The organism is Neoroseomonas soli (assembly GCF_018129065.1).
Taxonomy (GTDB): domain Bacteria; phylum Pseudomonadota; class Alphaproteobacteria; order Acetobacterales; family Acetobacteraceae; genus Neoroseomonas; species Neoroseomonas soli.
In genome coordinates this window covers 24,904-47,088 of sequence record NZ_JAAEDM010000023.1, presented here as the reverse complement: position 1 = coordinate 47,088, position 22,185 = coordinate 24,904, and the positions used below count along the sequence as shown (strand labels likewise).

Annotated in this window: 24 protein-coding genes; 1 reads left to right on the top strand and 23 read right to left on the bottom strand. The window is 69.9% G+C overall.

The genetic code is table 11. The features are described from left to right. Positions 1-58 precede the first annotated feature (58 nt). Both GXW76_RS10910 and GXW76_RS10905 read right to left on the bottom strand, forming a co-directional pair. Entirely contained in the window at positions 59-1,261 is a 1,203-nt protein-coding gene (locus tag GXW76_RS10910) for an acetyl-CoA C-acyltransferase (RefSeq protein ID WP_211862046.1), read from the bottom strand. 46 nt (positions 1,262-1,307) lie between these two features. Beyond that, the gene (locus GXW76_RS10905; protein ID WP_211862045.1) at positions 1,308-1,739 is read right to left on the bottom strand and encodes a PaaI family thioesterase; all 432 of its coding nucleotides are present in this window, start codon (positions 1,737-1,739) and stop codon (positions 1,308-1,310) included. 57 nt (positions 1,740-1,796) lie between these two features. Here GXW76_RS10905 and GXW76_RS10900 point away from each other — a divergent pair, with 57 nt between their 5' ends. After that, complete coding sequence (locus GXW76_RS10900; RefSeq protein WP_211862044.1) at positions 1,797-2,429, top strand: glutathione S-transferase family protein; 633 nt, start codon at positions 1,797-1,799, stop codon at positions 2,427-2,429. Positions 2,430-2,523: 94 nt separating this feature from the next. On the opposite strand, the gene GXW76_RS10895 is transcribed toward GXW76_RS10900, so the two are convergent. The 21 genes from GXW76_RS10895 to GXW76_RS10795 form a co-directional block, all read right to left on the bottom strand. Next, entirely contained in the window at positions 2,524-3,885 is a 1,362-nt protein-coding gene (locus GXW76_RS10895; protein ID WP_211862043.1) for an MmgE/PrpD family protein, read from the bottom strand. 16 nt (positions 3,886-3,901) lie between these two features. After that, positions 3,902-5,404 (bottom strand): AMP-binding protein, encoded by a 1,503-nt coding sequence (locus GXW76_RS10890; protein ID WP_211862042.1) that lies wholly within the window; start codon positions 5,402-5,404, stop codon positions 3,902-3,904. Positions 5,405-5,415: 11 nt separating this feature from the next. Beyond that, the gene (locus GXW76_RS10885; RefSeq protein WP_211862041.1) at positions 5,416-6,588 is read right to left on the bottom strand and encodes an acyl-CoA dehydrogenase family protein; all 1,173 of its coding nucleotides are present in this window, start codon (positions 6,586-6,588) and stop codon (positions 5,416-5,418) included. A gap of 3 nt (positions 6,589-6,591) precedes the next feature. Beyond that, positions 6,592-7,773 (bottom strand): dihydrolipoamide acetyltransferase family protein, encoded by a 1,182-nt coding sequence (locus tag GXW76_RS10880; protein ID WP_211862040.1) that lies wholly within the window; start codon positions 7,771-7,773, stop codon positions 6,592-6,594. 4 nt (positions 7,774-7,777) lie between these two features. Further along, positions 7,778-8,563: an enoyl-CoA hydratase/isomerase family protein gene (locus GXW76_RS10875; protein ID WP_211862039.1), complete on the bottom strand. Its 786-nt coding sequence runs from the start codon at positions 8,561-8,563 to the stop codon at positions 7,778-7,780. A gap of 11 nt (positions 8,564-8,574) precedes the next feature. Next, positions 8,575-9,549 (bottom strand): alpha-ketoacid dehydrogenase subunit beta, encoded by a 975-nt coding sequence (locus GXW76_RS10870; RefSeq protein ID WP_211862038.1) that lies wholly within the window; start codon positions 9,547-9,549, stop codon positions 8,575-8,577. A 3-nt stretch (positions 9,550-9,552) separates the two neighbouring features. Continuing rightward, a complete protein-coding gene (locus GXW76_RS10865) occupies positions 9,553-10,506 on the bottom strand; it encodes a thiamine pyrophosphate-dependent dehydrogenase E1 component subunit alpha (protein ID WP_246514107.1) in 954 nt (317 codons plus the stop codon). A gap of 5 nt (positions 10,507-10,511) precedes the next feature. Then, positions 10,512-11,219 carry an ABC transporter ATP-binding protein gene (locus GXW76_RS10860; protein WP_211862037.1) on the bottom strand — a complete coding sequence of 236 codons (708 nt, stop codon included), beginning with the start codon at positions 11,217-11,219 and terminating at the stop codon, positions 10,512-10,514. Continuing rightward, on the bottom strand, positions 11,216-11,989 hold the full coding sequence (locus tag GXW76_RS10855) for an ABC transporter ATP-binding protein (protein ID WP_211862036.1): 774 nt from the start codon (positions 11,987-11,989) through the stop codon (positions 11,216-11,218). The genes GXW76_RS10860 and GXW76_RS10855 overlap by 4 nt, the downstream gene beginning before the upstream one ends. Further along, the gene (locus GXW76_RS10850; protein WP_211862035.1) at positions 11,986-12,780 is read right to left on the bottom strand and encodes an SDR family NAD(P)-dependent oxidoreductase; all 795 of its coding nucleotides are present in this window, start codon (positions 12,778-12,780) and stop codon (positions 11,986-11,988) included. The genes GXW76_RS10855 and GXW76_RS10850 overlap by 4 nt, the downstream gene beginning before the upstream one ends. Continuing rightward, complete coding sequence (locus tag GXW76_RS10845; RefSeq protein ID WP_246514106.1) at positions 12,777-13,742, bottom strand: branched-chain amino acid ABC transporter permease; 966 nt, start codon at positions 13,740-13,742, stop codon at positions 12,777-12,779. Before GXW76_RS10845 ends, GXW76_RS10850 begins: the two co-directional genes overlap by 4 nt. Beyond that, on the bottom strand, positions 13,739-14,641 hold the full coding sequence (locus GXW76_RS10840) for a branched-chain amino acid ABC transporter permease (protein WP_211862034.1): 903 nt from the start codon (positions 14,639-14,641) through the stop codon (positions 13,739-13,741). Before GXW76_RS10840 ends, GXW76_RS10845 begins: the two co-directional genes overlap by 4 nt. A gap of 57 nt (positions 14,642-14,698) precedes the next feature. Beyond that, on the bottom strand, positions 14,699-15,964 hold the full coding sequence (locus tag GXW76_RS10835; RefSeq protein ID WP_211862033.1) for an ABC transporter substrate-binding protein: 1,266 nt from the start codon (positions 15,962-15,964) through the stop codon (positions 14,699-14,701). Positions 15,965-16,109: 145 nt separating this feature from the next. After that, on the bottom strand, positions 16,110-16,829 hold the full coding sequence (locus tag GXW76_RS10830; protein WP_338150939.1) for a TetR/AcrR family transcriptional regulator: 720 nt from the start codon (positions 16,827-16,829) through the stop codon (positions 16,110-16,112). 86 nt (positions 16,830-16,915) lie between these two features. Continuing rightward, a complete protein-coding gene (locus tag GXW76_RS10825) occupies positions 16,916-17,905 on the bottom strand; it encodes a Bug family tripartite tricarboxylate transporter substrate binding protein (RefSeq protein ID WP_246514105.1) in 990 nt (329 codons plus the stop codon). 23 nt (positions 17,906-17,928) lie between these two features. Then, a complete protein-coding gene (locus tag GXW76_RS10820) occupies positions 17,929-18,321 on the bottom strand; it encodes a MaoC family dehydratase (RefSeq protein WP_211862032.1) in 393 nt (130 codons plus the stop codon). Beyond that, positions 18,318-18,698, bottom strand: a complete 381-nt coding sequence (locus tag GXW76_RS10815) for a hypothetical protein (protein WP_211862031.1) — start codon at positions 18,696-18,698, stop codon at positions 18,318-18,320. The genes GXW76_RS10820 and GXW76_RS10815 overlap by 4 nt, the downstream gene beginning before the upstream one ends. Beyond that, entirely contained in the window at positions 18,695-19,111 is a 417-nt protein-coding gene (locus tag GXW76_RS10810; RefSeq protein ID WP_211862030.1) for a Zn-ribbon domain-containing OB-fold protein, read from the bottom strand. Before GXW76_RS10810 ends, GXW76_RS10815 begins: the two co-directional genes overlap by 4 nt. 1 nt (position 19,112) lies before the next feature. After that, positions 19,113-20,267 carry a thiolase family protein gene (locus tag GXW76_RS10805; RefSeq protein ID WP_338150938.1) on the bottom strand — a complete coding sequence of 385 codons (1,155 nt, stop codon included), beginning with the start codon at positions 20,265-20,267 and terminating at the stop codon, positions 19,113-19,115. Beyond that, a complete protein-coding gene (locus GXW76_RS10800; protein ID WP_211862029.1) occupies positions 20,264-21,400 on the bottom strand; it encodes an acyl-CoA dehydrogenase family protein in 1,137 nt (378 codons plus the stop codon). The genes GXW76_RS10805 and GXW76_RS10800 overlap by 4 nt, the downstream gene beginning before the upstream one ends. A gap of 7 nt (positions 21,401-21,407) precedes the next feature. After that, positions 21,408-22,184, bottom strand: a complete 777-nt coding sequence (locus GXW76_RS10795) for an IclR family transcriptional regulator (RefSeq protein WP_211862028.1) — start codon at positions 22,182-22,184, stop codon at positions 21,408-21,410. Position 22,185: the final 1 nt, after the last annotated feature.

The window sequence follows — 22,185 nt, the reverse complement described above, 5'->3', positions numbered from 1 at the left end:
AGCCAAAGAAGGTTGAGGGGGGTTCGGGGGGAGAAGTTCTCTTCTCCCCCCGACCTGCTCAGGCGACTTCGAACAACCCCGCGGCCCCTTGCCCGCCGCCCACGCACATCGTCACCACCACGAATTTCGCCCCGCGCCGCTTGCCTTCGATGAGCGCGTGCCCGGCCATGCGCGCCCCTGACATGCCGTAGGGGTGGCCGATCGAGATCGCGCCACCATCCACGTTCAGCCGTTCCATCGGAATGCCGAGCCGGTCGCGGCAGTAGATCACCTGGCAGGCGAAGGCCTCGTTCAGTTCCCACAGGCCGATGTCGTCCATCTTCAGCCCGTGCTGCTTCAGGAGTTTCGGCACGGCGAAGACGGGGCCGATGCCCATCTCTCCCGGGTCGCAGCCGGCGACCGTCATGCCGCGGTAGATGCCCAAGGGATTCAGGCCACGGCGGGAGGCCTCCCGCTCCTCCATCAGCACGGCGGCGGATGCGCCGTCTGAGAGCTGGCTGGCGTTGCCGGCTGTGATGAAGCGGCCTTCCTTCACCTTCATCCCGTCCTTGAAGACCGGCTTCAGCGACTTCAGGCCATCGAGCGTCGTGTCGGCACGGTTGCCCTCGTCCTTCGCGAGCGTGGTGGGCACGTCGCGCACCTCGCCGGTGGTTTTGTCGGCCACCTTCATCACGGTGGGGAGCGGCACGATCTCGTCATCGAAGGCGCCGCGCTGCTGGGCTGCGGCAGTCCGCACCTGGCTGGAGAGCGCGTATTCGTCCTGCGCGTCACGGCCGATGCCGTAGCGGTCGGCGACGATCTCGGCCGTTTCCAGCATGGACATATAGAGATGCGGCACGCGCTCCATCAGCGTCGGATCGGCGCGACGGAACCAGTTCGCCTTCTCGTTCTGCACGAGGGAGACGGATTCCAGCCCCCCGCCCACGGCGACCTGCATGCCGTCATGCATGATCTGCTTCGCAGCGGTGGCGATGGCCATGAGGCCCGAAGAACACTGCCGATCGACGCTCATGCCCGCGACCGTGTCAGGCAGGCCGGCGGCGAGCGCCACCTGGCGCCCGACATTCGACCCCTGGCAGCCCTGCTGGAGGGCGGCGCCCATGATGACGTCCTCGACTTCCGCCGGGTCGAGGCGCGCGCGCTGCACGGCCGCGTGGACCACGTGGCCGCCCAGCGTCTGCGCGTTGGTATCGTTGAAGGCACCGCGATAGGCACGCCCGATCGGCGTGCGGGCAGTGGAGACGATGACGGCGCTGCGCATGGCGCTTCCTTCCCTGTCGACTATTGCCGACAGGGTAGCGAAGCGATCAGGGCGCGCCCAGCCGCTTCCAGACCCCATCAGCGGTGGCGACGATGCGGTCGCCGACCGTGATCTGGCCGCGGACGAAGACCACGGACTTGGTGGCGCGCACCGCCTCGCCGCGCGCTTCCATGAATTCGCCCGCGCGGGCGGCGGAGACGAAATGCGTGTTGAGCTGGATGGTCACCACCGGCGCCCGATGCGCCGCTTCCCAGCAGGTCGCGCCGAGGATCTGGTCGAGGAACGTCACCAGCATCCCGCCATGGACGATGCCATGGGCGTTGCCATGCCTCGGTTCGGCGAGCAGGCCATAGGCCAAGCCATCGCCTTCCTTCTTCGACCAGAAGGGGCCGACCAGGGTGGGGAAGCCGTCCTCGTGCCAGCGGAACTGCTTCCAGCCGGCGGCGGCGGGGTCGAACGGGGTGGGGGAGTCGGTCATGGCATTCGCTTCGCCTGCCGGGCTGGCGACGTCAACGGGGAGTGATAACGTGCGGCCATGCGCCTGTTTCACGCCCCCGGATCCCCTTACGCCCGCATCGCCCGCATGGCGGTGATCGAACTTGGATTGCAGGATCGCGTTGCCGTGGAGGAGGCGACGCTGCGCGACCCCTTCTCCATCCTGCTGCCCTTCAACCCGGTGGGTCGCGTGCCGGCACTGGTGCTCGACGACGGCACGACGATCACCGAGACGACGCCGGTGCTGACGATGCTCGACAGCCTGGTCGAGCCCGAGCGGCGCCTCCTGCCAGCGCCGGACCGGCCGCGCGCACTCGCCGCCTATGGGCGCGTGCTCGGTGCCATGGACGGCATCGCGGTGTGGAACCGCGAATTGCGGCGACCGCCGCATGAACGCTCGCCCGGCGTCATCTCGCTCGAGGCGCTGCGTGCGGTGCGCGTGGCCGATGCGCTGGAACGCGACGTGGCGTCGGGCGCCTTCGCGGCGAAGGATGCGGCCTTCCTCGCACTGGTCTCGCTCTGCGGCTACTGCGAGCAGCGCCACACGGCCTTCGCCTGGCGCCAGGGGCGGCCGGCGCTGTCGGAACTGTTTGACGCGGCGCAGGCGCGGCCTTCCGTGGCGCAGACGGTGCCGCCGGCGGGCATGGGTGGCGCGGCGCCGCCGATGCGCTGATCGGGCCGGCGGCGCCGCCACCCTTGGTCTCGAAGAAGGTGATGCCCGAGCGGATCAGTTCATCCCGCGATCCGCGCCAGATGTGGTCGCGGCGTCAATCCTGGCGCGGCAGCAGCGCGAAGCAGCCGACGAGATCCTTCACCGAGCCGCCCGGCAGGCCCATGACGAAGGCTTCCATGCGGTCATAGGCCTCGGCGGGCACGCCTTCCTCGGCGCCGATGCGGCGTACCAGTTCCATGGTGCGGGCGCGGTCGTAGCTGTAGTCGGCGGCGGTCATGCGCTGGTCCTGCACGATCTCGGTGCCGTCCGCGAGCCGCACGGCGATGACGGCGGAAAGCGTCGGCACAGCGGCATCCGCGACCGTCTCGACCGCCTGCATCAGCGCGTTCACCGGCGTGTCGTCGTAGTCGGTCATGATGCCCATGGTCGGCGTGCCGCGCAGCAGCGTGGCCGCGATGCAGAAGGGGATGGACATCAGCGTGCCGGACACCGTGCTGAACGGCCCCTTGCTGTCCATGCCGGCGTAGCCGATCTCGTAGGGGTTCATGCGAACCGTGACGCCGGCGATCTTCCGGCCGGCGATCTTCTCCTGCAACAGCAACGCGGCAGTCACCGGCGTCTGGTTGAAGGCGCAAACCGGGAAGGGCTTGAAGGCCACGCGCATGGTGGACCATTCGGTGCCGAGCCTTGCCGCGAGCCCCGCCGCATCCGGCGCGACACGAGCGAAGGCGCGGATGTAGCCGGCACTGCCCTCGAAGGCATGCGGCGCGGCGATCGCGCCCTGGCGCGCCAGTTCCGCCGCCATCAGTCCGTTCACGCCGGCCTGGCCGACCTGGTAACGCCATTCATCCGTGCCGTCGGCGAAGGACTGCAGGATGCCGCCAGCGAAATGCGCGCCGTAGGAGAGCGCGGCGGCGATGCGGTCCTCCGGCAGCGCCATCGCCTTCGCCACTGCGGCCGCGGCGGCGACCGTGCCGTAGATGGGGGAGGCGCGCAGCCCGGCCGGCGTCGTGTGGCCGGCATGCGCCTTCTCGAACAGCCCACCGGCTTCGTAGCCGGCGACGAGGGCAGGGATCAGGCGGCCGAGGGGCAGGTCGCGCACCTCGAACAGGGCGGTCAGCAGCGGGATCAGGATGGCGCCGAGATGCGCAGCGCCGCAGGCGTCCTCCTGCGCGCGGCCATGGGAGAGCGCCGCATTCGCCAGCGCAGCGCCGGCGATGGTGGTGCGTCGCCCGTCGCCCCACAGCGTCGCGCCATTCGCCTGTTCGCCTTCCATGGCGACGGCGGCGGCGCGCGCCACGGGCGCGAACCCCGTCGCGTGGCACCCGAGCGCGATGCCGTAGCCGTTCAGCAGGCAGGCGCGCGCCTTGTCCTCGACTTCCGGCGGGATGGTGGAAGGGCCAAGGCCATCGATGAAGCGCGCGAGCGCGCGGGCAAGCGGAACGGCATCCGTCATGGCGTGGTCTCCTCCCCTAATCCTTGCGCGCGAGTTCCTCGCGCAGAACGCGCTTCAGCACCTTGCCCGACGGGTTGCGCGGCAGCGCGTCGCGCAGTTCCAGCACCTTCGGCACCTTGAAGCCGGCCAGGTGCGCGCGGCAATGCGCCTGCATTGCGGCGAGGTCGATCGTCGCGCCTTCCCGCGGCACGACCACGGCCACCGGCGTCTCGCCCCAGCGCGGGTCGGGCACGCCGATCACGGCGGCCTCGCTGACCTCGGGCATGGCGTAGAGCACGCGCTCCACCTCCGAACTCGCGATGTTCTCGCCGCCGGAGATGATCATGTCCTTCTTGCGGTCGGTCAGGAACAGGAAGCCGTCGTCGTCGAGGTAGCCGACATCGCCGCTGCGGAACCAACCATCGGGATGGAAGGAGGCGGCAGTCTTCGCCGGATCCTGCCAGTAGCCCTTGAAGACTTTCGGGCCACGCAGGCAGATCTCGCCTTCCTGGCCGACGGGCAGGAGGTGCCCGGCGTCGTCGCGGATGGTGATCTCGACATGCGGCGTGGCGCGGCCGGTGGAGCCGATCTTCGCGATCTCCCACCCCGCTTCCATCATGGTGTCGCCGCTGCAGGTCTCCGTCAGGCCATAGGCATCGATGTAGCGGCCATTCGGGAAGAGGCCCGTGAAGGCGCGGATGCGGCCCTCGGGCGTCTTCTCCCCGCCGCCGACGCACCAGCGCAGCGAAGTGAGGTCGAGCCCGTCCGGATTGCCGTATTCCAGCGTGCGGGACAGCATGACGGGCGCCATCCACGCGCCGGTGAGCCCCTCGCGCGCAATCGCGTCGACGGCGGCGGCGGCATCGAAGTCGCGCAGGATGCAGAGCATCCCACCCACCCACAGCACGCCGACACCCGGCAGATCGAATGCGCCGACATGATAGAGCGGCCCGACCACCAGCAGTCGGTCCGCCGAGGTCAGCCCGAGTGCGACGACATGCTCCATGCACTTCCAGTAGAAGTTGCCATAGGTGTGCATGACGCCCTTCGGCCGGTCCGTCGTGCCGGAGGTGTACATCAGGCGGAACAGGTCGCCTTCCTGCCGCGCGGCCGGCGGCGGCACGGGCAGCCCTTCCGGTACCAGGCGCGTCGGATCCTCCTGCGCGGCAGTATCGACGGTGACGAGGCCGGGCAGGCCGCCGACGATCGCGCCGAACTCGGCATCGGCGAAGACCAGCCGCGCGCCGGCGTTCTCCAGGATGTAGGCGGCTTCCTCGCGCGCCAGGCGGAAGTTGATCGGCAGGAACACCGCGCCGATGCGGCTGGTGGCGATCGCGAGTTCCACGAAGGCGGCGGAGTTCTTCATGAACGCCGCCACCACCTGCCCCGCTTGCACGCCGCGCGAGGCGAGCAGCGCCGAGAGCGCCTCCGTCCGCCCTTGCAGCGCCGCGTAGGTGATGCGCTCCGATCCGTAGACGATGGCCAGCGCCTCGGGCCGCTGCCGCGCGTGGAAGGCGACGAAGGCGGACAGGTTGAGCATGCTCAGGCCCCTCAGTAGCCGCGCGGCATCCCCAGGTCGTGGATGGCGATGAAGTTCAGCACCATTTCCTCGGAGACGGGCGCGAAGCGGAACAGCCGCGCATCGCGCCACAGGCGCTCCACGTCGAACTCCTTCGCATAGCCCATGCCGCCCATGGTCTGCATGGCGCGCTCGGTCGCCTGCGCGGCGGCCTGGGCGGCGAGCAGCTTCGCCTGGTTGGCAGCAGAACCGTAGGACTCTCCGAGGTCGCAAAGCGTCGCGGCCTTGTGATTGAGCAGGCGCGCCGCCTCCCCCAGCGCATGTGCCTGCGCGAGCGGGAATTGCAGCCCCTGGTAGGAGGCGATCGGCTTGCCGCCGAAGACCTTGCGCCCCTGCGCGTAGGCGACGGCGCTGCGGATGGCGAGTTCCACCGTGCCGACAAGACCCGCCGTGGTGACGATGCGCTCCGTGTTCAGCACGTCGAGCAGCGCGGTCCAGCCATCGTCCAGCGTGCCGATCAGATCGTCGGGCTCGACCCGCACATCGTCGAAGAACACCGAGGAGGACGGCAGCGTGTTGGTGCCGAGCTTGTCGATCGCGGCATGGCTGACGCCGACGCGGTCGGGCTCGATCATGAACAGGCTGATGCCCTGGGTACGGCGCTGCACCTCCTCGACCTTCCGGGTGCGCGCGACCACCAGCATCTTCTTCGCCTGCGGCACGGCGGTGATCCACACCTTGCGGCCGTTCAGGCGCCAGCCATTGCCGTCGGCGCGGGCGAAGGTGCGAATTTCGAGGCTGTTGGTGCCGGCATCGGGTTCCGTCAGCGCCATGCAGAAGGTGATCTCGCCGCTGACGAGGCCGGGCAGAAGCGCCTTCTTCTGCTCGTCAGTGCCGAACTTCGCGATGCTGACGCCGCCGAAGATCGGGTTGAGCATGAACATCTGTGCCAGGGTCGCGCCCGCGCCGGCCGCCGTCAGCGCCTCGATGGCGAGTGCCATCTCCAGCATGCCGAGGCCGGAGCCGCCGTATTCCTCGGGCAGGGTGATGCCGCAGAGGCCGGCCTCGCAGATCGCCGTCCAGGCTTCGGTCGGATAGGCCTTCCGCGCATCGAGATCGCGCCAGTATTCGGGGCCGAAGCGTTCGCCCACCTTGCGGGCGGTCTCGACCAGCATGCGCTGGTCCTCGGACAGCCGGAACTCCATGGCTCAGATGCTCCCTTCCGCCGGCGCGATCAGCAGGGCCAGCGGCTTTTCCAGAAACGCGACGATGCGGGCGAGGAAGGCGGCCGCGGCCGCGCCGTCCAGCACACGATGATCGGCGGCCAGCACGAGCGTGATCTCCCGCCGCAGCGCGGGCGCGCCTTCCGCATCGGGCCGGAACAGCGATTCCATCGCACCGAGGCCCAGAATCATGGACTGTCCCGGATTGACGATGGGCACGAGGAAGCGTGCGCCATGCATCCCGACATTGGAGAGCGTGATGCTGCCCCCCCGAAGCTCGTCGGGCGAGAGGCGGCCGGCACGCGCGCGCTCGACCAGCCCATTGGCCCGGCTGGCGACCGTGCCGAGCGAAAGCCGCCCGGCATCGTGCAGCACCGGCGCGAAAAGCCCGCGCGGCGTATCCACCGCAAGGCCGACATCCGGCGATGAAAGGCGCCGCCAGCCCTCGCCTTCCCACACGCGATTCAGCTCCGGCATCGCATGCAGGGCGCGGCCGATGGCAGCGAGCACGGCATGCGTCACGGTCATACGAGGCGCGTCCGGAATGTCGCGCCATTCGTCCCGCAGCGCGAGCAGGCGAGAGATCTCGGCCGCGGCGCCGACGTAGAAATGCGGGATCTCCTGCTTGGCCTGGGTCAGCCGGCGTGCGGAGGCGGCACGTACGCGGTCGAGCGCGATGAACTCGCCCGCCGTCGGCACGGCTGCGGATGCCGGGACCTGCGCTCGCGCCTCCGGCACGTCCTTCGCCTTGATGCGGCCGCGCGGACCGCTGCCGCTGACGCCGGTGAGATCGACGCCCCGTTCGCGCGCGAGACGACGGGCGAGCGGCGTGGCGAGGATGCGGCCGCCCGATGCGGCGGGCAGCGGCGCCGCGGCGGGTTGCGCAGGCTCCGCCGCGCGCGGTGCTTCCGGCGCGCCCGCAGCGGCGCCCGTCCAGCGCGCCACCGGCATGCCGACCGGAACCGTGCTGCCGGCGGCGACCAGCAGCTCGACGATCTCGCCGTCGCCCGAGGCCTCGATATCGGTCGCGATCTTCTCGGTTTCGACGACGAAGAGGATATCGCCCGCCGCCACCCGCGCGCCCGGCTGCACGCGCCATTCGGCGAGCAGCCCTTCGGTCATGGTGAGGCCAAGCTTCGGCATCACGATCTCGGCGAGCGCCGTCATCGCGTCAGCGTCCCGTGAAGTTGGCCGGACGCTTTTCGAGGAAGGCGCGGCAGCCCTCATGCGCGTCGGCCGCGTCCAGCACCAGGCCGATCATCGCGTGCTCATGCGCCAGCGCCTGCGGCAGCGGCATCTGAGCGCCCTGGCGCAGCGTGCGCTTCAGCAGCTTGAGGATCAGCGGAGACTTGGAGGCGCAGCGCTCCGCCAGCTTCATCGCCTCGGCCATCAGCTCCGCCTTCGGCACGACGCGGTTGCAGAGGCCGAGTTCCACGGCCTCCTGCGCCGTGATCTGGCTGCCCGTGAACATCATCTCCCGCGCGCGGCAGGGGGCGATCTCGCGGATCAGGCGCTGCGTGCCGCCCGCGCCGGGGAAGAGCCCGAGGTTGATCTCCGGCAAGCCGAGCCGTGCCGTATCCGCCACCAGCCGCATGTCGGTGCAGAGCAGCAGTTCCGTCCCGCCACCGAGCGCGAAGCCGTTCACCGCCGCGATGGTGGGTTTGTCGCAGGCCTCGACGCGGTTGAAGACGCGGTGCAGTTCCTCGCCGAACTCGATGTAGTGCGGCAGGCCCTGGCGGCTCTCCAGGTCGCCGATGTCACCACCCGCGACGAAGGCCTTCTCGCCCGCGCCGGTGATGACGATGACGCGCACCGCCGGGTCTGTTTCGGCCGCCACGAAGGCAGACTCAAAAGCCTTCAGCGTCGCCGCGTCGATGGCGTTCAGCGCGGCCGGGCGGTTGAAGGTGAGCACCGCGACGGCGCCCTTGGTCTCGGAGAGGATGACGGGGTCGGCCATGGGGGTGTCCTCTAGTCCAGCGTCCGGCGGACGGCCGCGGCAATGCGCGCGGCGTCGGGGCGATAGGCGCGCTCCAGTTCCTTGGCGAAGGGCACCGGGGTGAAGGGCGCGCCGACGCGCAGGATGGGGCCGTCGAGCTCGTCGAAGCCGATATCCGCCATGCGCGCGGCGATCTCGGCGCCGACGCCGAAGGCTTCCACAGCCTCCTGCGCGATGACCAGGTGATGGGTGCGGGAGAGGCTGTCGAGCACCGTCGCTTCGTCCCAGGGCTGAAGGCTGCGGAGGTCGATCACCTCCGCCTCGATGCCGTCCTGCGCGAGGGCCGTGGCCGCTTCCGTCGCCCAGTGCACCGCGGCGCCGTAGGCGACGATTGTCGCATCGCGGCCAGGGCGGGCAATGCGGGCACGGCCGATCGGCAGCGGGGCGGGTGCGTCCTCGACTTCGCCCTTCATCGCGTAGAGCGCCTTGTTCTCCACCACCACCACCGGATCGGGATCGGCGATCGCCGCGCGCAGCAGGGCGTGCGCGTCGGCGGGCGTGGCGGGACAGACGACCTTGAGGCCAGGGATGTGGCAGAACCACGCCTCAAGGCACTGGGAATGCTGCGGCCCGGCGGAAAGCCCGCCGCCATGCGGCGTGCGCAGCACCATCGGCACGCCGCGCTGGCCGCCAAACATGAAGCGCGCCTTCGCCGCCTGGTTCACCAGCGCATCCATGGCCAGCGTGATGAAGTCCATGAACATGATCTCGGCGACCGGCTTCAGCCCCGAGAGCGCGGCGCCGACGGCAGCGCCGACGATGCCGGCCTCGGAGATCGGCGTGTCGCGCACGCGGTCCGGGCCGAATTTCTCCTGCAATCCTCGCGTCGCGCCGAAGGGGCCGCCGGCGGCGCCGATATCCTCGCCGAGCAGGATGACGGTCGGGTCTTCCGCCAGCGCCTCGGCGAGAGCGCGATTGACCGCCTGCACCATGCGAAGTTCCGCCATGACTCAGACCTCCGCCGGCGCGTAGACGCCGTTGAGCGCGGCCATCCAGTCGGCGGGCGGCGCGGCGCGCGCGGCGGCGATGGCGGCGGCGACGGCGTCGCGGGCCTCGGCTTCCGCTGCATCCAGCGTGGCTGCCGCCGCGCCGGCCGCGATCATCGCTGCGCGCGCACGGGCGATGGGATCGTGTTCCGCCATGCGGCTGGCTTCCTCGGGGTCGCGGTAGCGTTGCGGGTCGCCTTCGTAGTGGCCGCGCCAGCGATGCGTGCGGGCCTCGATCACGCGCGGGCCCTCGCCACGGCGCAGGCCGGCGACCGCGTCCGCGGCCGCGGTGGCGACGGCCTGCACGTCATTGCCGTCCACCTCGACATGCGGGACGCCATAGGCAGCGGTCCAGGCAGGGAGATTCACGGCCACCTGCGTGTCGCTGCGGCTGAACTCCGCCCAGCCGTTGTTCTCGCACACCAGCAGCAGCGGCAGGCGCCAGATTGCGGCCATGTTCAGCGTTTCGTGCATCGTGCCCTCGGCCAGCGCGCCATCGCCGAAGAAGGCGACCGCGACGCCGTCCGTGCCGCGCGTGCGGTGGGCCAGCGCGGCGCCGAGCGCGATCGGCGGCCCTGCGCCCACGATGCCATTCGCGCCGAGCATGCCGCGCTTGAGGTCGGCGACATGCATCGAGCCGCCGCGACCGCCGCAAAGGCCGGTGGATTTCGCCATCACCTCGGCGAAGAAGCCTTCGAGCGCCATGCCGCGCGCGAGAGCATGGCCATGGCCGCGATGCGTGGACGCCACCGAGTCCTGCGGTCCGAGGGCAGCGCAGACGCCCGCCGCCACCGCCTCCTGCCCGACCGACAGATGGATGAAGCCAGGCACTTCGCCATCGGCGAAGAGGCGCGCGAGGGCGAGTTCCGCCTCGCGGATCGTCAGCATCATACGGAACAGGGCGATCGGGTCGGACATGCGCATCACACCTGCAGGTAGCGGGCCTGGATCGACGGATCGGCGCGGAACTGCTCGACGCTGCCGCGCCAGACGATCGTGCCTTTGTCGATCACCGCGACCTGCGTCGCGACGCCGAGGCAAAAGCGGCTGTTCTGCTCGGCCAGGACGATGGTCGTGCCCATCTCCCGCAGCTTGCGGATCAGTTCCCCGATCTGCGCGACGATCAGCGGCGCCAGGCCCTCGGAAGGTTCGTCCAGCAGGAGCACCGCGGGGTTGCCCATCAGGCTGCGTGCGATGGTCAGCATCTGCTGCTCGCCGCCGGACAGGCGCCCCGCCATGCGCTTGCGCAGCGGCACGAGCAGCGGGAAGACCTCGAAGGCGCGCTCGACATTCCAGTTGCCGCCGCCAGGGCCGGGCTTCTGGGCGATCTCGAGGTTCTCCTCGACCGTGTGCTCGGGGAAGACCTGGCGGTCCTCAGGCACGAAGCCGATGCCGGCACGGGCGATGCGATAAGGCTTGGCCCCGGCGAGGTCCTGCCCGCGCAGCGCCACACGACCGGCGCGCGGCGGCAGCAGGCCGGCGATGGCCTTGAAGGTCGTGCTCTTGCCGGCGCCGTTGCGGCCCATCAGGGCCAGCGTCTCGCCGGGCTCGACCTCGAATTTCACGCCGAAGAGCACCTGGCTCGCGCCATAGGCGGCATCGAGCCCGTCGACGGAGAGTTCGGCCGTCATGCCGCGCCGCCTTCCAGCGCATGCTCGGCGCCGAGATAGGCCTCGATCACCGCCGGGTTGCGGCGCACTTCTTCCGGCGTGCCCTGGGCGAGCACGGAGCCGTACCGCAGCACGCGCACCGTCTCGGCGATGCGGAAGACGATGTCCATGTCGTGCTCGATGAAGACCAGCGTCATGCGCCGCGCTTCCCAGAGGCGATGCACGCGCTCGATCATGCGCCAGCGTTCCTCCGGGCCCATGCCGGCGGTCGGTTCGTCCAGCAGCAGCACCTTCGGGTCGAGCGCCAGCGCCAAGGCGATGTCGAGCAGCTTCTGGTCGCCGTGCGAAAGATGCTTCGCGAGCACATCCGCGAGGTCGGCCAGGCCGCACAACTCCATCACCTCGGCCGCGCGCGCGGCGATATCGGGTGGCGGGAAGGCACGGAACAGGCTCGCGGTGCGTCCCTCATGCGTCAGGATCGCCGCAGCGAGGCTTTCCGCGACGGTGAAGCTGGGGAAGAGGTTCGCCACCTGGAAGGCGCGACCGATGCCACGGCGAACAATGTCCTGGCGATCGAGGCCGGTGATGTCCTGCCCGTCCAGCAGCACGCGGCCGGCGGTCGGCTTGGTGCGGCCGCTGATGAGATGGAACAGCGTCGTCTTGCCCGCGCCGTTCGGTCCGATGATCGCCGACAGCGTGCCCGCAGCGAAGTCGAGCGAGACATTGTCGGTCGCCACCACGCCGCCGAAGGTGCGACGCAGGCCCTGGAGTTCGAGCCGCCCGCCTCTCATGCATTCCCCCGTGGGCCGGGAAGGCCGCCATAGCTGGCCCAGGACCCCGTCACCAACCAGCCGGCATCCACCGGCACGTTGATGCCCGTGATCGCGCCCGCGGCATCGGAGCAGAGGAAGCAGACGGCCTCCGCGATGTCCTCGGGCGTCACCATGCGGCCGAGGGCGCTGTTGCCTTCGAGCAGGGAGACGTCGCGTTCCCCCTTGTCGATCGCCGCCTGCAGCGCGGGCGTCCGCGTGAAGCCCGGCGAGACCGCATTCACCCGCACGCCCGAACGCCCCCATTCGGCGGCGAGGCAGCGCGTCATCTCGATCACCGCAGCCTTGGCCGGCGAATAGGCGTGCAGCGGCATGGAGCGGATGCCCGCGATGGAGGCGATGGTCACGATCGCCCCGCGGCCGCGCACCGCCATGCGGCGGCCGAATGCGACCGCGGAATTCCAGGTGCCGATCTGGTCGATGCGGATCACGTCCTCGACGTCGCGTTCCGAGAGCTCCTCTGCCCGCAGCGGTCGCTGGATCACGCCCGCGGAGGTGATCAGAATGTCCACCGGGCCAAGCTGCGCCTCGACCGCCGCCGCGGCTGAGTCGTTCGCGGCCATGGTGGCGACGTCGTGAGCAAAGGCCACGCCGCCGATCTCTCGCGCCACGGCCTCGGCGCGCGTAATGTCGCGGTCCGTCACGGCCACCTTCGCGCCGCGTGCTGCGAGGATGCGGCAGCACGCCGCGCCGATGCCACTGGCGCCGCCGGTGACTGCGGCCACCTTGCCGGCGAAGGTCTGCTCGCTCATGCCCGCTTCTCCCGGCGTTCGCGCCATGCATCGACGATGTAGTCCAGCAGGCCCTTGCGCAGGCCAAGCACCAGCACCAGCAGGATGCTGCCCATCACCAGCCCGTGGTGCTCCGTGATGTTGGTGATGCGGTCGTTGAGCACGAGGAAGATCGCCGTTCCGACCAGCGGCCCGAGGAATACCGTGATCCCGCCCAGCATGATCATGAAGATCGCCTCGCCCGAGGTCGTCCAGTAGAGGAAGGTCGGGAAGGCGCCGGAGACGTAGAGGCTCATCAGCACACCCGCGAGCCCCGCGAATGTCCCGGCGATGACGAAGGCAGCGAGCCGATAGCGGAAGATGGACATGCCGAGGAAGGCTGCGCGCTCCGGATTGTCCCGCAGCATGCGCAGTGCCGCGCCGAAGGGCGAGCGCACGATCTGCCGCAGCGCCACCACCGATGCGAGCAGGCAGAAGGCGGAGAACATCGCCAGATGCCGCCCGTCGCCGAGGTCGATCCCCAGGAAGGGCGGCTTGGGCACGCCGCCCATCAGCCCCTGGTCGCCACCCGTCAGCGACACCCAGGAGATGACGATCGAATGGATCAGCATCTGGAAGGCGAGCGTCAGGAAGGCGAAGTAGATCTCCGACAGGCGCACGCATAGCGCACCGATCACGAGCGCCAGCAGCGCCGTAAAGGCCATGGCGGCAAGGATCGCCATCGGCACCGACCAGCCGCCGGACTGCATCAGCAGCCCGAAGGCATAGGCGCCCGAACCGAAGAAGGCGGCATGGCCGAAGGAGACGAGGCCCGTCGTGCCGATGAGCAGGTTCAGGGACATCGCCAGCAGGCCGAAGATCGCGAAGCGCACCGCGAAGTCGAGCACCGACTGCATGCCCAGCGCGAAGGCCGGGACCGCCAGGGCGGCGAAGGCGAGCGCCGCGACCAGCATGTCGCCGCGCCAGGAGAGCGTCGTCCTCATGCCTGGCGCTTCCCGGCGAGGCCGCTCGGCTTCAGCAGCAGGACCAGCGCCATCATCAGGAACATCATGCCCTCGGTGAAGAGCGGGAAGCCGATCGACCCGAAGGACCGCGTGAAGCCGATCAACAGGGAGGCGATCAGCGCGCCCCAGATCGATCCCATGCCGCCGATGACGGTGACGATGAAGCTTTCGATCAGGATGGAGACGCCGGCACCGGGCACCACCGAGCGGATCGGCGCGGACAGCGCGCCCGCGAGCCCCGCCAGCATTGCGCCGATGCCGAAAACCGCCGCGAAGATGGCCGCCGTATTGATGCCGAGCGCGCCGACCATGCCCGGGTTCACCGCGGCCGCCCGCACGGTGCGGCCGAAGCGCGTGCGCCCCATCCCGTAGGCGAGCACCACCGCGATGACCGCCGTGATGGCAAAGAGGATCACGTAATAGTAGGGGATGATCCCACCCGCGATGATGATCGGCGGGCGACGGAAGGCGTCGGGCAGGTCCATCTTCAGGAAGTCGCCGCCCCAGACGATCTTCACCACGTCATCGACGATCAGGATGATGGCGTAGCAGACCAGGAGCTGCATCAGCACGTCCGTGCCGTAGATGCGGCTCAGCAGGAAGCGCTCCATCAGCAGCCCGACAACCGCGACGCCAAGGGCGCCGGCCGCCATCGCCACCAGGAAGCTTCCCGTCGCGCCATAGGCCGTCAGCGCGAAATAGGAGCCCAGCATGTAGAGCGTGCCGTGCGCAAAGTTCACCAGGCCCAGCACGCCGAAGATCAGCGTCAGCCCGGAGGCGACCAGGAACAGCAGCAATCCGATCGTAAGCCCGGCCGAGACCTGGGTGACGAGACAGGATGCCGAGCCGAGGCAGGATGCAAGTTCGCCGAGGTCCATCAGGTCGCTCCGCTTACGGCCGAAAGGGGGGCGCGGCGGACCGCGCCCCGGCTTGCGTCAGGCCCAGCCCTTCGAACGCTTCCACTCCTGCTCGTGGCGGAAGATGGTGGTCCAGTCGGCCGCGGTCATGTTCTCGACGAAGGGATCGGCGGAGATGGTGGTGCCCCAGCCGATCGCGTAGCCGACCAGCGTCTGGTCCTCGGCCCGCATCGTCACCTTGCCGTCGGCGCCGAAGGGGCTGTCGATGGTCAGGCCCTTGAGCGCATTGGCCAGCGCGCGCGGATCCGTGCCGCCGACCTTCTTCAGCGCCTCGGTGATCAGGTGCACCGCGGTCGCCGACTGCCAGGCCCAATTGGTCGGGTAGGTCTGGTAGCGGCGGTTGTAGTCCTCGGCGAAGGCGAGGTTGCCCGGCACCGGGGGGAAGGTCTTGAGGTAGCGATTGCCCGAATGCACGCCGCGCGGCAGCTGCTTGATCTGCTGCAGCGTCGTGTAGTCGGCCATGTTCACGCCGAAGAACTGCGACTGGTTGAACAGGCCGTAGAGCGAGGCCTGCTCGACGAAGGTCACCAGGTCGCCGGCCCAGAGGCAGGAATAGATCGCCTGCGGGCGGCCCTGGGTCAGGCGCGTCACGTTCTCGGTGTAGTCGGGCTGGAACAGGCGCGGCCAGGTCTCGCCGATCACCTGCACGTTGGGCGCGAAGGCCTTCAGGTATTCGAGGAACTCGGCCGTGGTGTCGCGGCCATAGGCATAGTCGGGGGAGACCGTCATCCAGCGCGTGAGGTTGCGCGCCTTCACGATCTCCGCCGCATAGGCACCACCGGCGATCGAATCATGGATGCCCTGCCGCGCGACGCGGAAGGCGTTCCAGAAGCGCTGCCGCGGGTCGGCGGTGAGCGAGGAGGTCTCCGAATTCAGGTGCAGGGTCAGCGTGCCGGTCTCGCGCACGACCTCGTGCACCGCGAAGCCGCCCGAGGACGGCTCGCCGTCGAAGAGCAGGTCCACGCGGTCGGAGGTGATCATCTCGCGCGCGATGCGCGCCGCTTCCGCGGGCACGCCGCGGCTGTCGCGCACGATCACCTCGATGGGGCGCCCGTCGAGGCCGCCGGCGGCGTTGAACTTCTCGACTTCCATCATCACCGCGTTGCGGGAGGAGACGCCGAGCTGGGCGACGCGGCCGGAGAGGATGGTCGGCATGCCGATCTTGATCGGCTGGCGGCCCTGGCCGCGAGCGATCATGGGGAAACCGGTCATGGCAGCGGCACCGAGCGCGGCGCTGGCCTTCAGGGCGGAACGGCGGTCGATGCCGCGATCATGCTGGGACATTGCTTCCTCCTCGTGGGGTCGTCATGGCTGCCCGGCCCCTTTGACTGGACTCGTAGGCCGACCCGGGCGCGACGGTCAATGCATTGATGAGTTCCGAATCATGATTCATTTTTCGGCAGCCAGGGTGTTCCATGATCCGCGCGGCTCAAGGGCCCGCGGTACCCCCTGCCAGCCCGTGGCGCAGCAGCTTCACATAGGCGCGGATCAGGCTCTCCGGCGGTGCCTTTACCCGGCCGGCGGGCCCCTGCGCATAGCGCAGGCTGGTGTAGCTGCGCGCGGCCATGAGCAGGAAAACCAGCGGCTCGATCTCGTCATCCGCGAAGCCGGGCAGCGCGCCGCGCTCGTGGGCGCGCTCGAGCGCGCGGCGATACTCCGCGGCGATGTTCGCGAAATGCGCGCGGAAGCCGCGCGGGGCGTAGACCTCGGCTTCGTTGAGGATGCGCAGGAAGGCTGGGCGCTTCTGCAGGAAGCCGAAGAAGGCACGGAAGCGCCTCTCCTCGCGCGCCACCTCGTCGCGCTCGCCGCGAACCTCGGCGGCGATATGCGCCAGCATCTCCTCGCCCATCGCGGGAAGCAATTGGTCGAGCAGGTCCTGGCGGGACGCGAAGTAGTTGTAGAAAGTGCCCTGCGCCACGCCGGCCAGCGTCGTGATGCGCGCGACGGACGCTCCGGCATAGCCATGCTTGCCGACGACGCGCGCCGCTGCATCGAACAGTGCCAGGCGGACCTGCTCGGCCTTCTCCTGGCGGCGCGTGCGTCCGGCGGGCTTCGCCTTCGCGGCGGCATTGGCGCGGGGGGTCCTGATCATGGCGTGCGGCGCGGAGGCTGTCACGCCCGCCACCGCGCCGTCAAAGGGGGCCCGCACGCGATCAATCCCCGCAGGCCGCGCCGGGGGACGGCGTGGGCGTGGCAGCCGGTGCGGAGAGCAGGGCCCGCGACGCCCCCCATCGGTCAGGTAACATCGAGCTGCACGCCCTCGCGGCGCACCACCGCGCCCCATTTCTCGATCTCGCCGCGAATGAAGGCCGCGAACTGGTCCGGCGTGCCATAGGCAGGCACGCCGCCCATCTCCGCGAAGCGGGCGATGGTGGCGGGCATCTCGAGAAGGGCCTTGATCTCGAGGTTCACGGTCCGCAGCGCATCGGCCGGCACGCCGGCGGGCGCCATGATGCCGAACCAGGTGTTCACCTCGTATTCCGCGAGCTCGGGCATGGTCTCGCGCATCGCGGGCAGGTCCGGCAGTGCGGGGTTGCGCTCCGCGCTGGTGACGGCGAGCGCGCGCACCCGCCCGCTGCGCACATGCGGCATCGCGGTGGAGAGGTTGTCGAACATGAACTGGATGTTCCCGCCCAGCAGGTCGAGCATCGCGGGCGCCGAGCCACGGTAATGCGACGGAACCGCCTGCGCGTTGACGAGTTGCAGGAACCAGGCCGCGGAGAGATGCGGCGACTGCCCGACACCCGCCGTGCCGTAGGTGAGCTTGCCCGGATCGCGTCGCAGCAGGCCGACGAGGTCCGCCACCGAATTCGCCGGCACCGAGGGATGCACGACGAGCACATTGGGCCCGCGGATCATGTTGGAAACCGGCTGGAAGCTTTCCGGCCGATACGGAAGGTTGCGGAAGAGCGAGTAGGCAATGCTGCTCGGCCCGATATTGGTGCTGAGAAGGTTCAGCATGTCGGGCGCTGCGCGGGCGATCTCCGCGGTGGCGATGGTGCCGCCGCCGCCGCCCTTGTTCTCCACCACCACGGTGGTGCCCCAGCGTTGCTGGAGGTGGCCGGCCAGGATGCGCGCCATGATGTCCGTCGTGCCGCCCGGCGCGGCATTGACGAGGATCCGCATGGGGCCGGAGGGCCTCCAGGTCTGCGCCGATGCGCTACGCATCGGGAGCACGGTGGCAAGCGGTGCCGCCAGAGCGGCGCGGCGGGAAATCGTGTTCATCCTTGGCGTTTCCTCCTGTTCGTTCACGCCGGTTGATCCGGCTTGCGTTCCCCGGCGCCGCTTGGCCAGGCGATGCCGGCAATCACATCCAGGCCCGCTGCGTCACGGACCCAGACATCGTAGGCGCCGTCCTCCCGGCGCCGTCCGCCGGCGGTGACCTGCGTGTCCTGCAGCACGGGGCGGACGAAACGGACCTCCAGCGAGATCGGCATCGCCTCGCCGAATGCGCGGCGCAGCGACTGCCACACCAGGTTCAGCGAGAGCATCCCGTGCGCGATCGGCCTGCCGAAGGGTGTCGTCGCGGCGAAGGCCTCGTCCACGTGCAGCGGGTTGAAGTCGTCGGTGATGGCGGCGTAGGCGAGGATGGCGGCGCGATCCACCATCTTGCCGACCTCGGGCAGCGTCTCCGGCATCATGCGGCCCACAGCACCGTCATGCGGCCGCGGAAGGCGGGGCCTTCGCTGCCGACAGTGTCCATGCCGAGCGTGACCCTGAAGCGGCCCTTGCGGATCTCCTTCTCCAGGCAGGTGATGGTCGTCGTCAGGCGCTCGCCTGCGCGCGGGAGGCGGAACAGATCGAAATGCTGCGCAGCGTGGACATTGCCGGGCGGCCGTGGCTGCAGCACCTCGGCATAGGCGCGCATGGCGATCGCGGCGACCATGCCGTGCGGCATCTCGCCGCCGAAGTCGTCCTCAGGAAACAGCGCCCGCCACGCCTGCAGCTTCGCGGTGTCGAGCACCGCCTCGCTGCTGCCCATCACCTGACCGGGCGAGAAGGTCTCGTAGGTGATCATGGCGCCGCCACGGCGACGGCGTGGGGGAGCGCGATGTTGTCGGGACCCGCCGGCGGGTCGAAGCCGATGCGCACGGCGTCGCCGATGCGCGGAGCATCGGCCGCGGCACCACGCAGGTTCACCATGATGCGCGGGCCTTCCTCCAGCGTCACCAATGCGACGACATAAGGCACATCCGCCTTGAAGGCAGGCGACGGCGGCCGATGCACGCGCGTGTGGCTGACGATGCGGCCGCGGCCGCTCGCCTTCTCCCACACCGGCGACGGAGCGTGGCACGCCGCGCAGAGCGCGCGCGGCGGGAATTGCGCATTGCGGCAGGCCCGGCAGCGTTGCAGCCGCAGTTCCCCCTGGGCGCAACCTTCCCAGAAGGCCCGCGTATCGGCGTTGGGGATCGGCAGGAGCTTGTCCGTCATGTCACTGCCTCCCGAGCACGAGCGAGCAATGGGCGGAGAGGATGCCGCCATCGCCATGGACGAAGGCGAGTTCCGCGTCGCGCACCTGGCGCGCCTCGGCCTCGCCGCGCAGTTGGCGCACGGCCTCGACGACGTGGAACAGCCCGCCGGCGGCGCCGGAATGGGCGTAGGACATCAGGCCGCCATGCGTGTTGCAGGGCAGCCTACCGCCCAGGTCGAGCGCGCCGGCGAGCGCGGCCGGACCGGCCTCGCCCTTCTGGAAGAAGCCGATGGATTCCAGTTCCACCAGCAGGGTGATGGTGAAGCTGTCATAGATCTCCGCCACGTCGATGTCGGCGGCTGTCACGCCGGCGCGGCCGAATGCCTGGGCGGCGCTGTCGCGGCAGCCGAACTCGGTCAGGCTGGGCGCGGCGACCAGGTGCTCATGCGTGTTCTTCTGCCCGGCTCCGAGCAGGGCGACGGGCCGCTTCGCGGTGTCGCGCGCCGCATCCGCCGCGCTGACCACGATCGCCGCGCCGCCGTCGGAGATCAGGCAGCAATCGAGCAGCCGCAGCGGCTCGGAAATGAAGCGGCTGGCGAGCACGTCGGCCACCGTGATCGGCTTGCGCATCTGCGCCTTGGGGTTGCGGGCGGCGTGGGTGCGGCTGTTCACCGCCATCGCCGCCAGGTGTTCCGGCGTCGCGCCGTATTCGTGCATGTAGGCCTGCGCGACGAGCCCGTAGAGCGCCGGGATGGTCACGCCGAAGGGCCGTTCGAACTGCGGATGGCCGACCTCCGCCAGCGCCGCGACGGCCTTGTCGCGCGACAGGCCGCTCAGCCGATTGTCGCCGGCCACCACCAGCACATGGCGGCAGACGCCAGCCTCCACCAGCGCCGCCGCCTGCATGGCCATGACGCAGCCGGTGGCGCCGCCGGCATGGATCGCCGCGGAATAGGCGGGCTGGATCCCGAAATACTCGCAGAAGACCGATGCCAGCATCAGGTGCGGCTCGGTGAAGGAATAGGCGCAGAGCACGCCGTCGATGTCCGAGGGCTTCAGCCCCGCATCCGCCAGCGCCAGCGACGCCGCCTCGGCGTGCAGGCCCATGCAGGTGGAGCCAGGCACCTCGCCCACCGCGGTATCCGCCGCGCCGGTGATGATGGCGCGCCGCGTCACAGCCCGAGCCCCCGCGCGATCAGGTTGCGCTGAATCTCCGATGTCCCTTCGCCGATGACGTAGACGAGGGAGTCGCGATGGATCCGCCCGACCGGGTAGTCCCGCATCAGCCCCGCGCCGCCATGGATGCGGATCGCGGCTTCCGAGACGCGCACCGCGCATTCGGAGGCCACCAGCTTCACCTTCGCTGCCGTTGCCGCATCCAGCGTACCCTGGTCCACGCGCCAGGCGCCGTAGTAGACCAGCCAGCGTGCCGCCTCGATCTCGGCCGCCATGTCCGCGAGCTTGTGCGCGATGGCCTGGAACTGCCCGATCGGCTTGCCGCGCACGAGGCGCGTCTTGGCGTAGTCCAGCGCCGCCTCGAGCGCACCCTGCGCCATGCCGAGCGCATTCGCCGCGACGCCGACGCGGTTCTCGACCAGGCTCTCGATCAGCAGCGGATAGGTCCCGGTGCGTGCGCCGAGCAGGCAGTCATCCGGAACGAAGGCGTCTTCGATGTAGAGCAGCCCGGTGTCGGATCCGCGGATGCCTTCCTTCTTCAGCCGGTGGATGGTGATGCCGGGGTTCGGCAATTCCACGAGGAACAGGCTCACGGCATCCGGCGTCATCTCCGGCTTGGTGCGCGCCGCGAGGGTCAGGAAGTCCGCGATCGGCGCATTGGTGATGTAGAGCTTGGAGCCCTTCAGCCGCCAGCCGCCATCCACCTTCTCCGCCCGCGTGCGCATGGCGCGGATGTCGGACCCGCCATCGGGTTCCGACAGCGCGAAGCCGGCGATCTTCTCGCCCGCCAGGCCGGGGATGAAGAAGCGCTGCTTCTGGGCCTCGGTCCCGGCCTTCCAGATGGGCCAGATGCCGAGATGGCTGTGCCCGGACCAGGATGAGGAGAAGGCCTGGCAGACCCGCGACATCTCCTCCCGCAGGATGCAGTCGGAGACCTTGTCGAAGCCAGCGCCGCCATCCTCGGCAGGGTAGCGCACGCCGATCAGGCCGAGTTCGCCGAAGCGGCGGAAGAGGTGCTTCGGAAAAACCTCGTTGTCGTCGGCCTCGCGCACCAGCGGGGCGAGCTCCGTCTCGGCGAAGCGGCGCACGGTTTCGCGCAGCGCTTCCTGCTCGGGGGTAAAGGTGAAATCCATGCTTTCCTCAGGCGGCTGGCAGGATGGCGGGGGGGCGCGCGCCGAGGGCGCGGCCCACTTCCTCGGCTGCCGCGGCGATGGCGGCGCCGAGGCGGCGCGTGGCGGCGCGGTCCAGCCGCGCGGAGAGATCGACGGCCGAGATCGCCATTACCGGCAGCCCCGCCCCGTCGCGCACCGCTGCGGAGACGGTGGTGATGCCGGAGACGAAGTTGTCAGTATCGACCGCGTAGCCCTGCTGCCGCGCCTGCGCGACCTGGCGCAGAAAGGTGGCAAAGGGCGGCAGCGCGTCCGACCGCAGCAGCGCATAGCGCCGCGCGAGTTCCTCCTCGGCGAGCCCGGCATGCGCCGCCATGCAGCGGCCGAGAGCGCCGATCAGCATCGGCAGGCGCTGGCCGATGCTCATGTGGATGCGGATCATGGCGCTGCCCTCGGCGCGGTCCACCAGCACCACGCGGTCGGGGCCGGCGCGCAGCCACAGCGTCATGGTCACGCCGAAGCGGTCGGCCAGCGCCTCGAGATGCGGGCGCACCACACGCACCGCGCCGACGCCGTCCAGCGCCGAGGCAGCGAGTTCCGCCAGCCCCAGGCCCGGCGAATACGCCTTGGTGGCCGGGTCGAAGGCGACCAGCCCCTCGGCAGTCAGGGTGCGGAGGATGTTGAAGCAGGTGGAGGGGTTCAGCGCGAGGCTGCGCGCCACCTCCGTCACGCCCGCCGGCCGGCGGTGCGTGGCGAGGAAGCGCAGGATGCGCGTGGCAGCGACGACGGCGCCGACTTCCTTGGCCAAT

What these genes read in the sequence shown, in the direction of transcription:
- GXW76_RS10870 (WP_211862038.1), bottom strand. Translation starts at nt 9,549, where the DNA reads ATGGCGGAACTTCGCATGGTGCAGGCGGTCAATCGCGCTCTCGCCGAG.
- GXW76_RS10825 (WP_246514105.1), bottom strand. Translation starts at nt 17,905, where the DNA reads ATGAACACGATTTCCCGCCGCGCCGCTCTGGCGGCACCGCTTGCCACC.
- GXW76_RS10835 (WP_211862033.1), bottom strand. Translation starts at nt 15,964, where the DNA reads ATGTCCCAGCATGATCGCGGCATCGACCGCCGTTCCGCCCTGAAGGCC.
- GXW76_RS10895 (WP_211862043.1), bottom strand. Translation starts at nt 3,885, where the DNA reads ATGACGGATGCCGTTCCGCTTGCCCGCGCGCTCGCGCGCTTCATCGAT.
- GXW76_RS10815 (WP_211862031.1), bottom strand. Translation starts at nt 18,698, where the DNA reads ATGATCACCTACGAGACCTTCTCGCCCGGTCAGGTGATGGGCAGCAGC.
- GXW76_RS10850 (WP_211862035.1), bottom strand. Translation starts at nt 12,780, where the DNA reads ATGAGCGAGCAGACCTTCGCCGGCAAGGTGGCCGCAGTCACCGGCGGC.
- GXW76_RS10885 (WP_211862041.1), bottom strand. Translation starts at nt 6,588, where the DNA reads ATGGAGTTCCGGCTGTCCGAGGACCAGCGCATGCTGGTCGAGACCGCC.
- GXW76_RS10905 (WP_211862045.1), bottom strand. Translation starts at nt 1,739, where the DNA reads ATGACCGACTCCCCCACCCCGTTCGACCCCGCCGCCGCCGGCTGGAAG.
- GXW76_RS10840 (WP_211862034.1), bottom strand. Translation starts at nt 14,641, where the DNA reads ATGGACCTCGGCGAACTTGCATCCTGCCTCGGCTCGGCATCCTGTCTC.
- GXW76_RS10890 (WP_211862042.1), bottom strand. Translation starts at nt 5,404, where the DNA reads ATGCTCAACCTGTCCGCCTTCGTCGCCTTCCACGCGCGGCAGCGGCCC.
- GXW76_RS10860 (WP_211862037.1), bottom strand. Translation starts at nt 11,219, where the DNA reads ATGACGGCCGAACTCTCCGTCGACGGGCTCGATGCCGCCTATGGCGCG.
- GXW76_RS10800 (WP_211862029.1), bottom strand. Translation starts at nt 21,400, where the DNA reads ATGGATTTCACCTTTACCCCCGAGCAGGAAGCGCTGCGCGAAACCGTG.
- GXW76_RS10810 (WP_211862030.1), bottom strand. Translation starts at nt 19,111, where the DNA reads ATGACGGACAAGCTCCTGCCGATCCCCAACGCCGATACGCGGGCCTTC.
- GXW76_RS10900 (WP_211862044.1), top strand. Translation starts at nt 1,797, where the DNA reads ATGCGCCTGTTTCACGCCCCCGGATCCCCTTACGCCCGCATCGCCCGC.
- GXW76_RS10875 (WP_211862039.1), bottom strand. Translation starts at nt 8,563, where the DNA reads ATGGCCGACCCCGTCATCCTCTCCGAGACCAAGGGCGCCGTCGCGGTG.
- GXW76_RS10820 (WP_211862032.1), bottom strand. Translation starts at nt 18,321, where the DNA reads ATGATGCCGGAGACGCTGCCCGAGGTCGGCAAGATGGTGGATCGCGCC.
- GXW76_RS10880 (WP_211862040.1), bottom strand. Translation starts at nt 7,773, where the DNA reads ATGACGGCGCTCGCCGAGATCGTGATGCCGAAGCTTGGCCTCACCATG.
- GXW76_RS10865 (WP_246514107.1), bottom strand. Translation starts at nt 10,506, where the DNA reads ATGTCCGACCCGATCGCCCTGTTCCGTATGATGCTGACGATCCGCGAG.
- GXW76_RS10855 (WP_211862036.1), bottom strand. Translation starts at nt 11,989, where the DNA reads ATGAGAGGCGGGCGGCTCGAACTCCAGGGCCTGCGTCGCACCTTCGGC.
- GXW76_RS10845 (WP_246514106.1), bottom strand. Translation starts at nt 13,742, where the DNA reads ATGAGGACGACGCTCTCCTGGCGCGGCGACATGCTGGTCGCGGCGCTC.
- GXW76_RS10910 (WP_211862046.1), bottom strand. Translation starts at nt 1,261, where the DNA reads ATGCGCAGCGCCGTCATCGTCTCCACTGCCCGCACGCCGATCGGGCGT.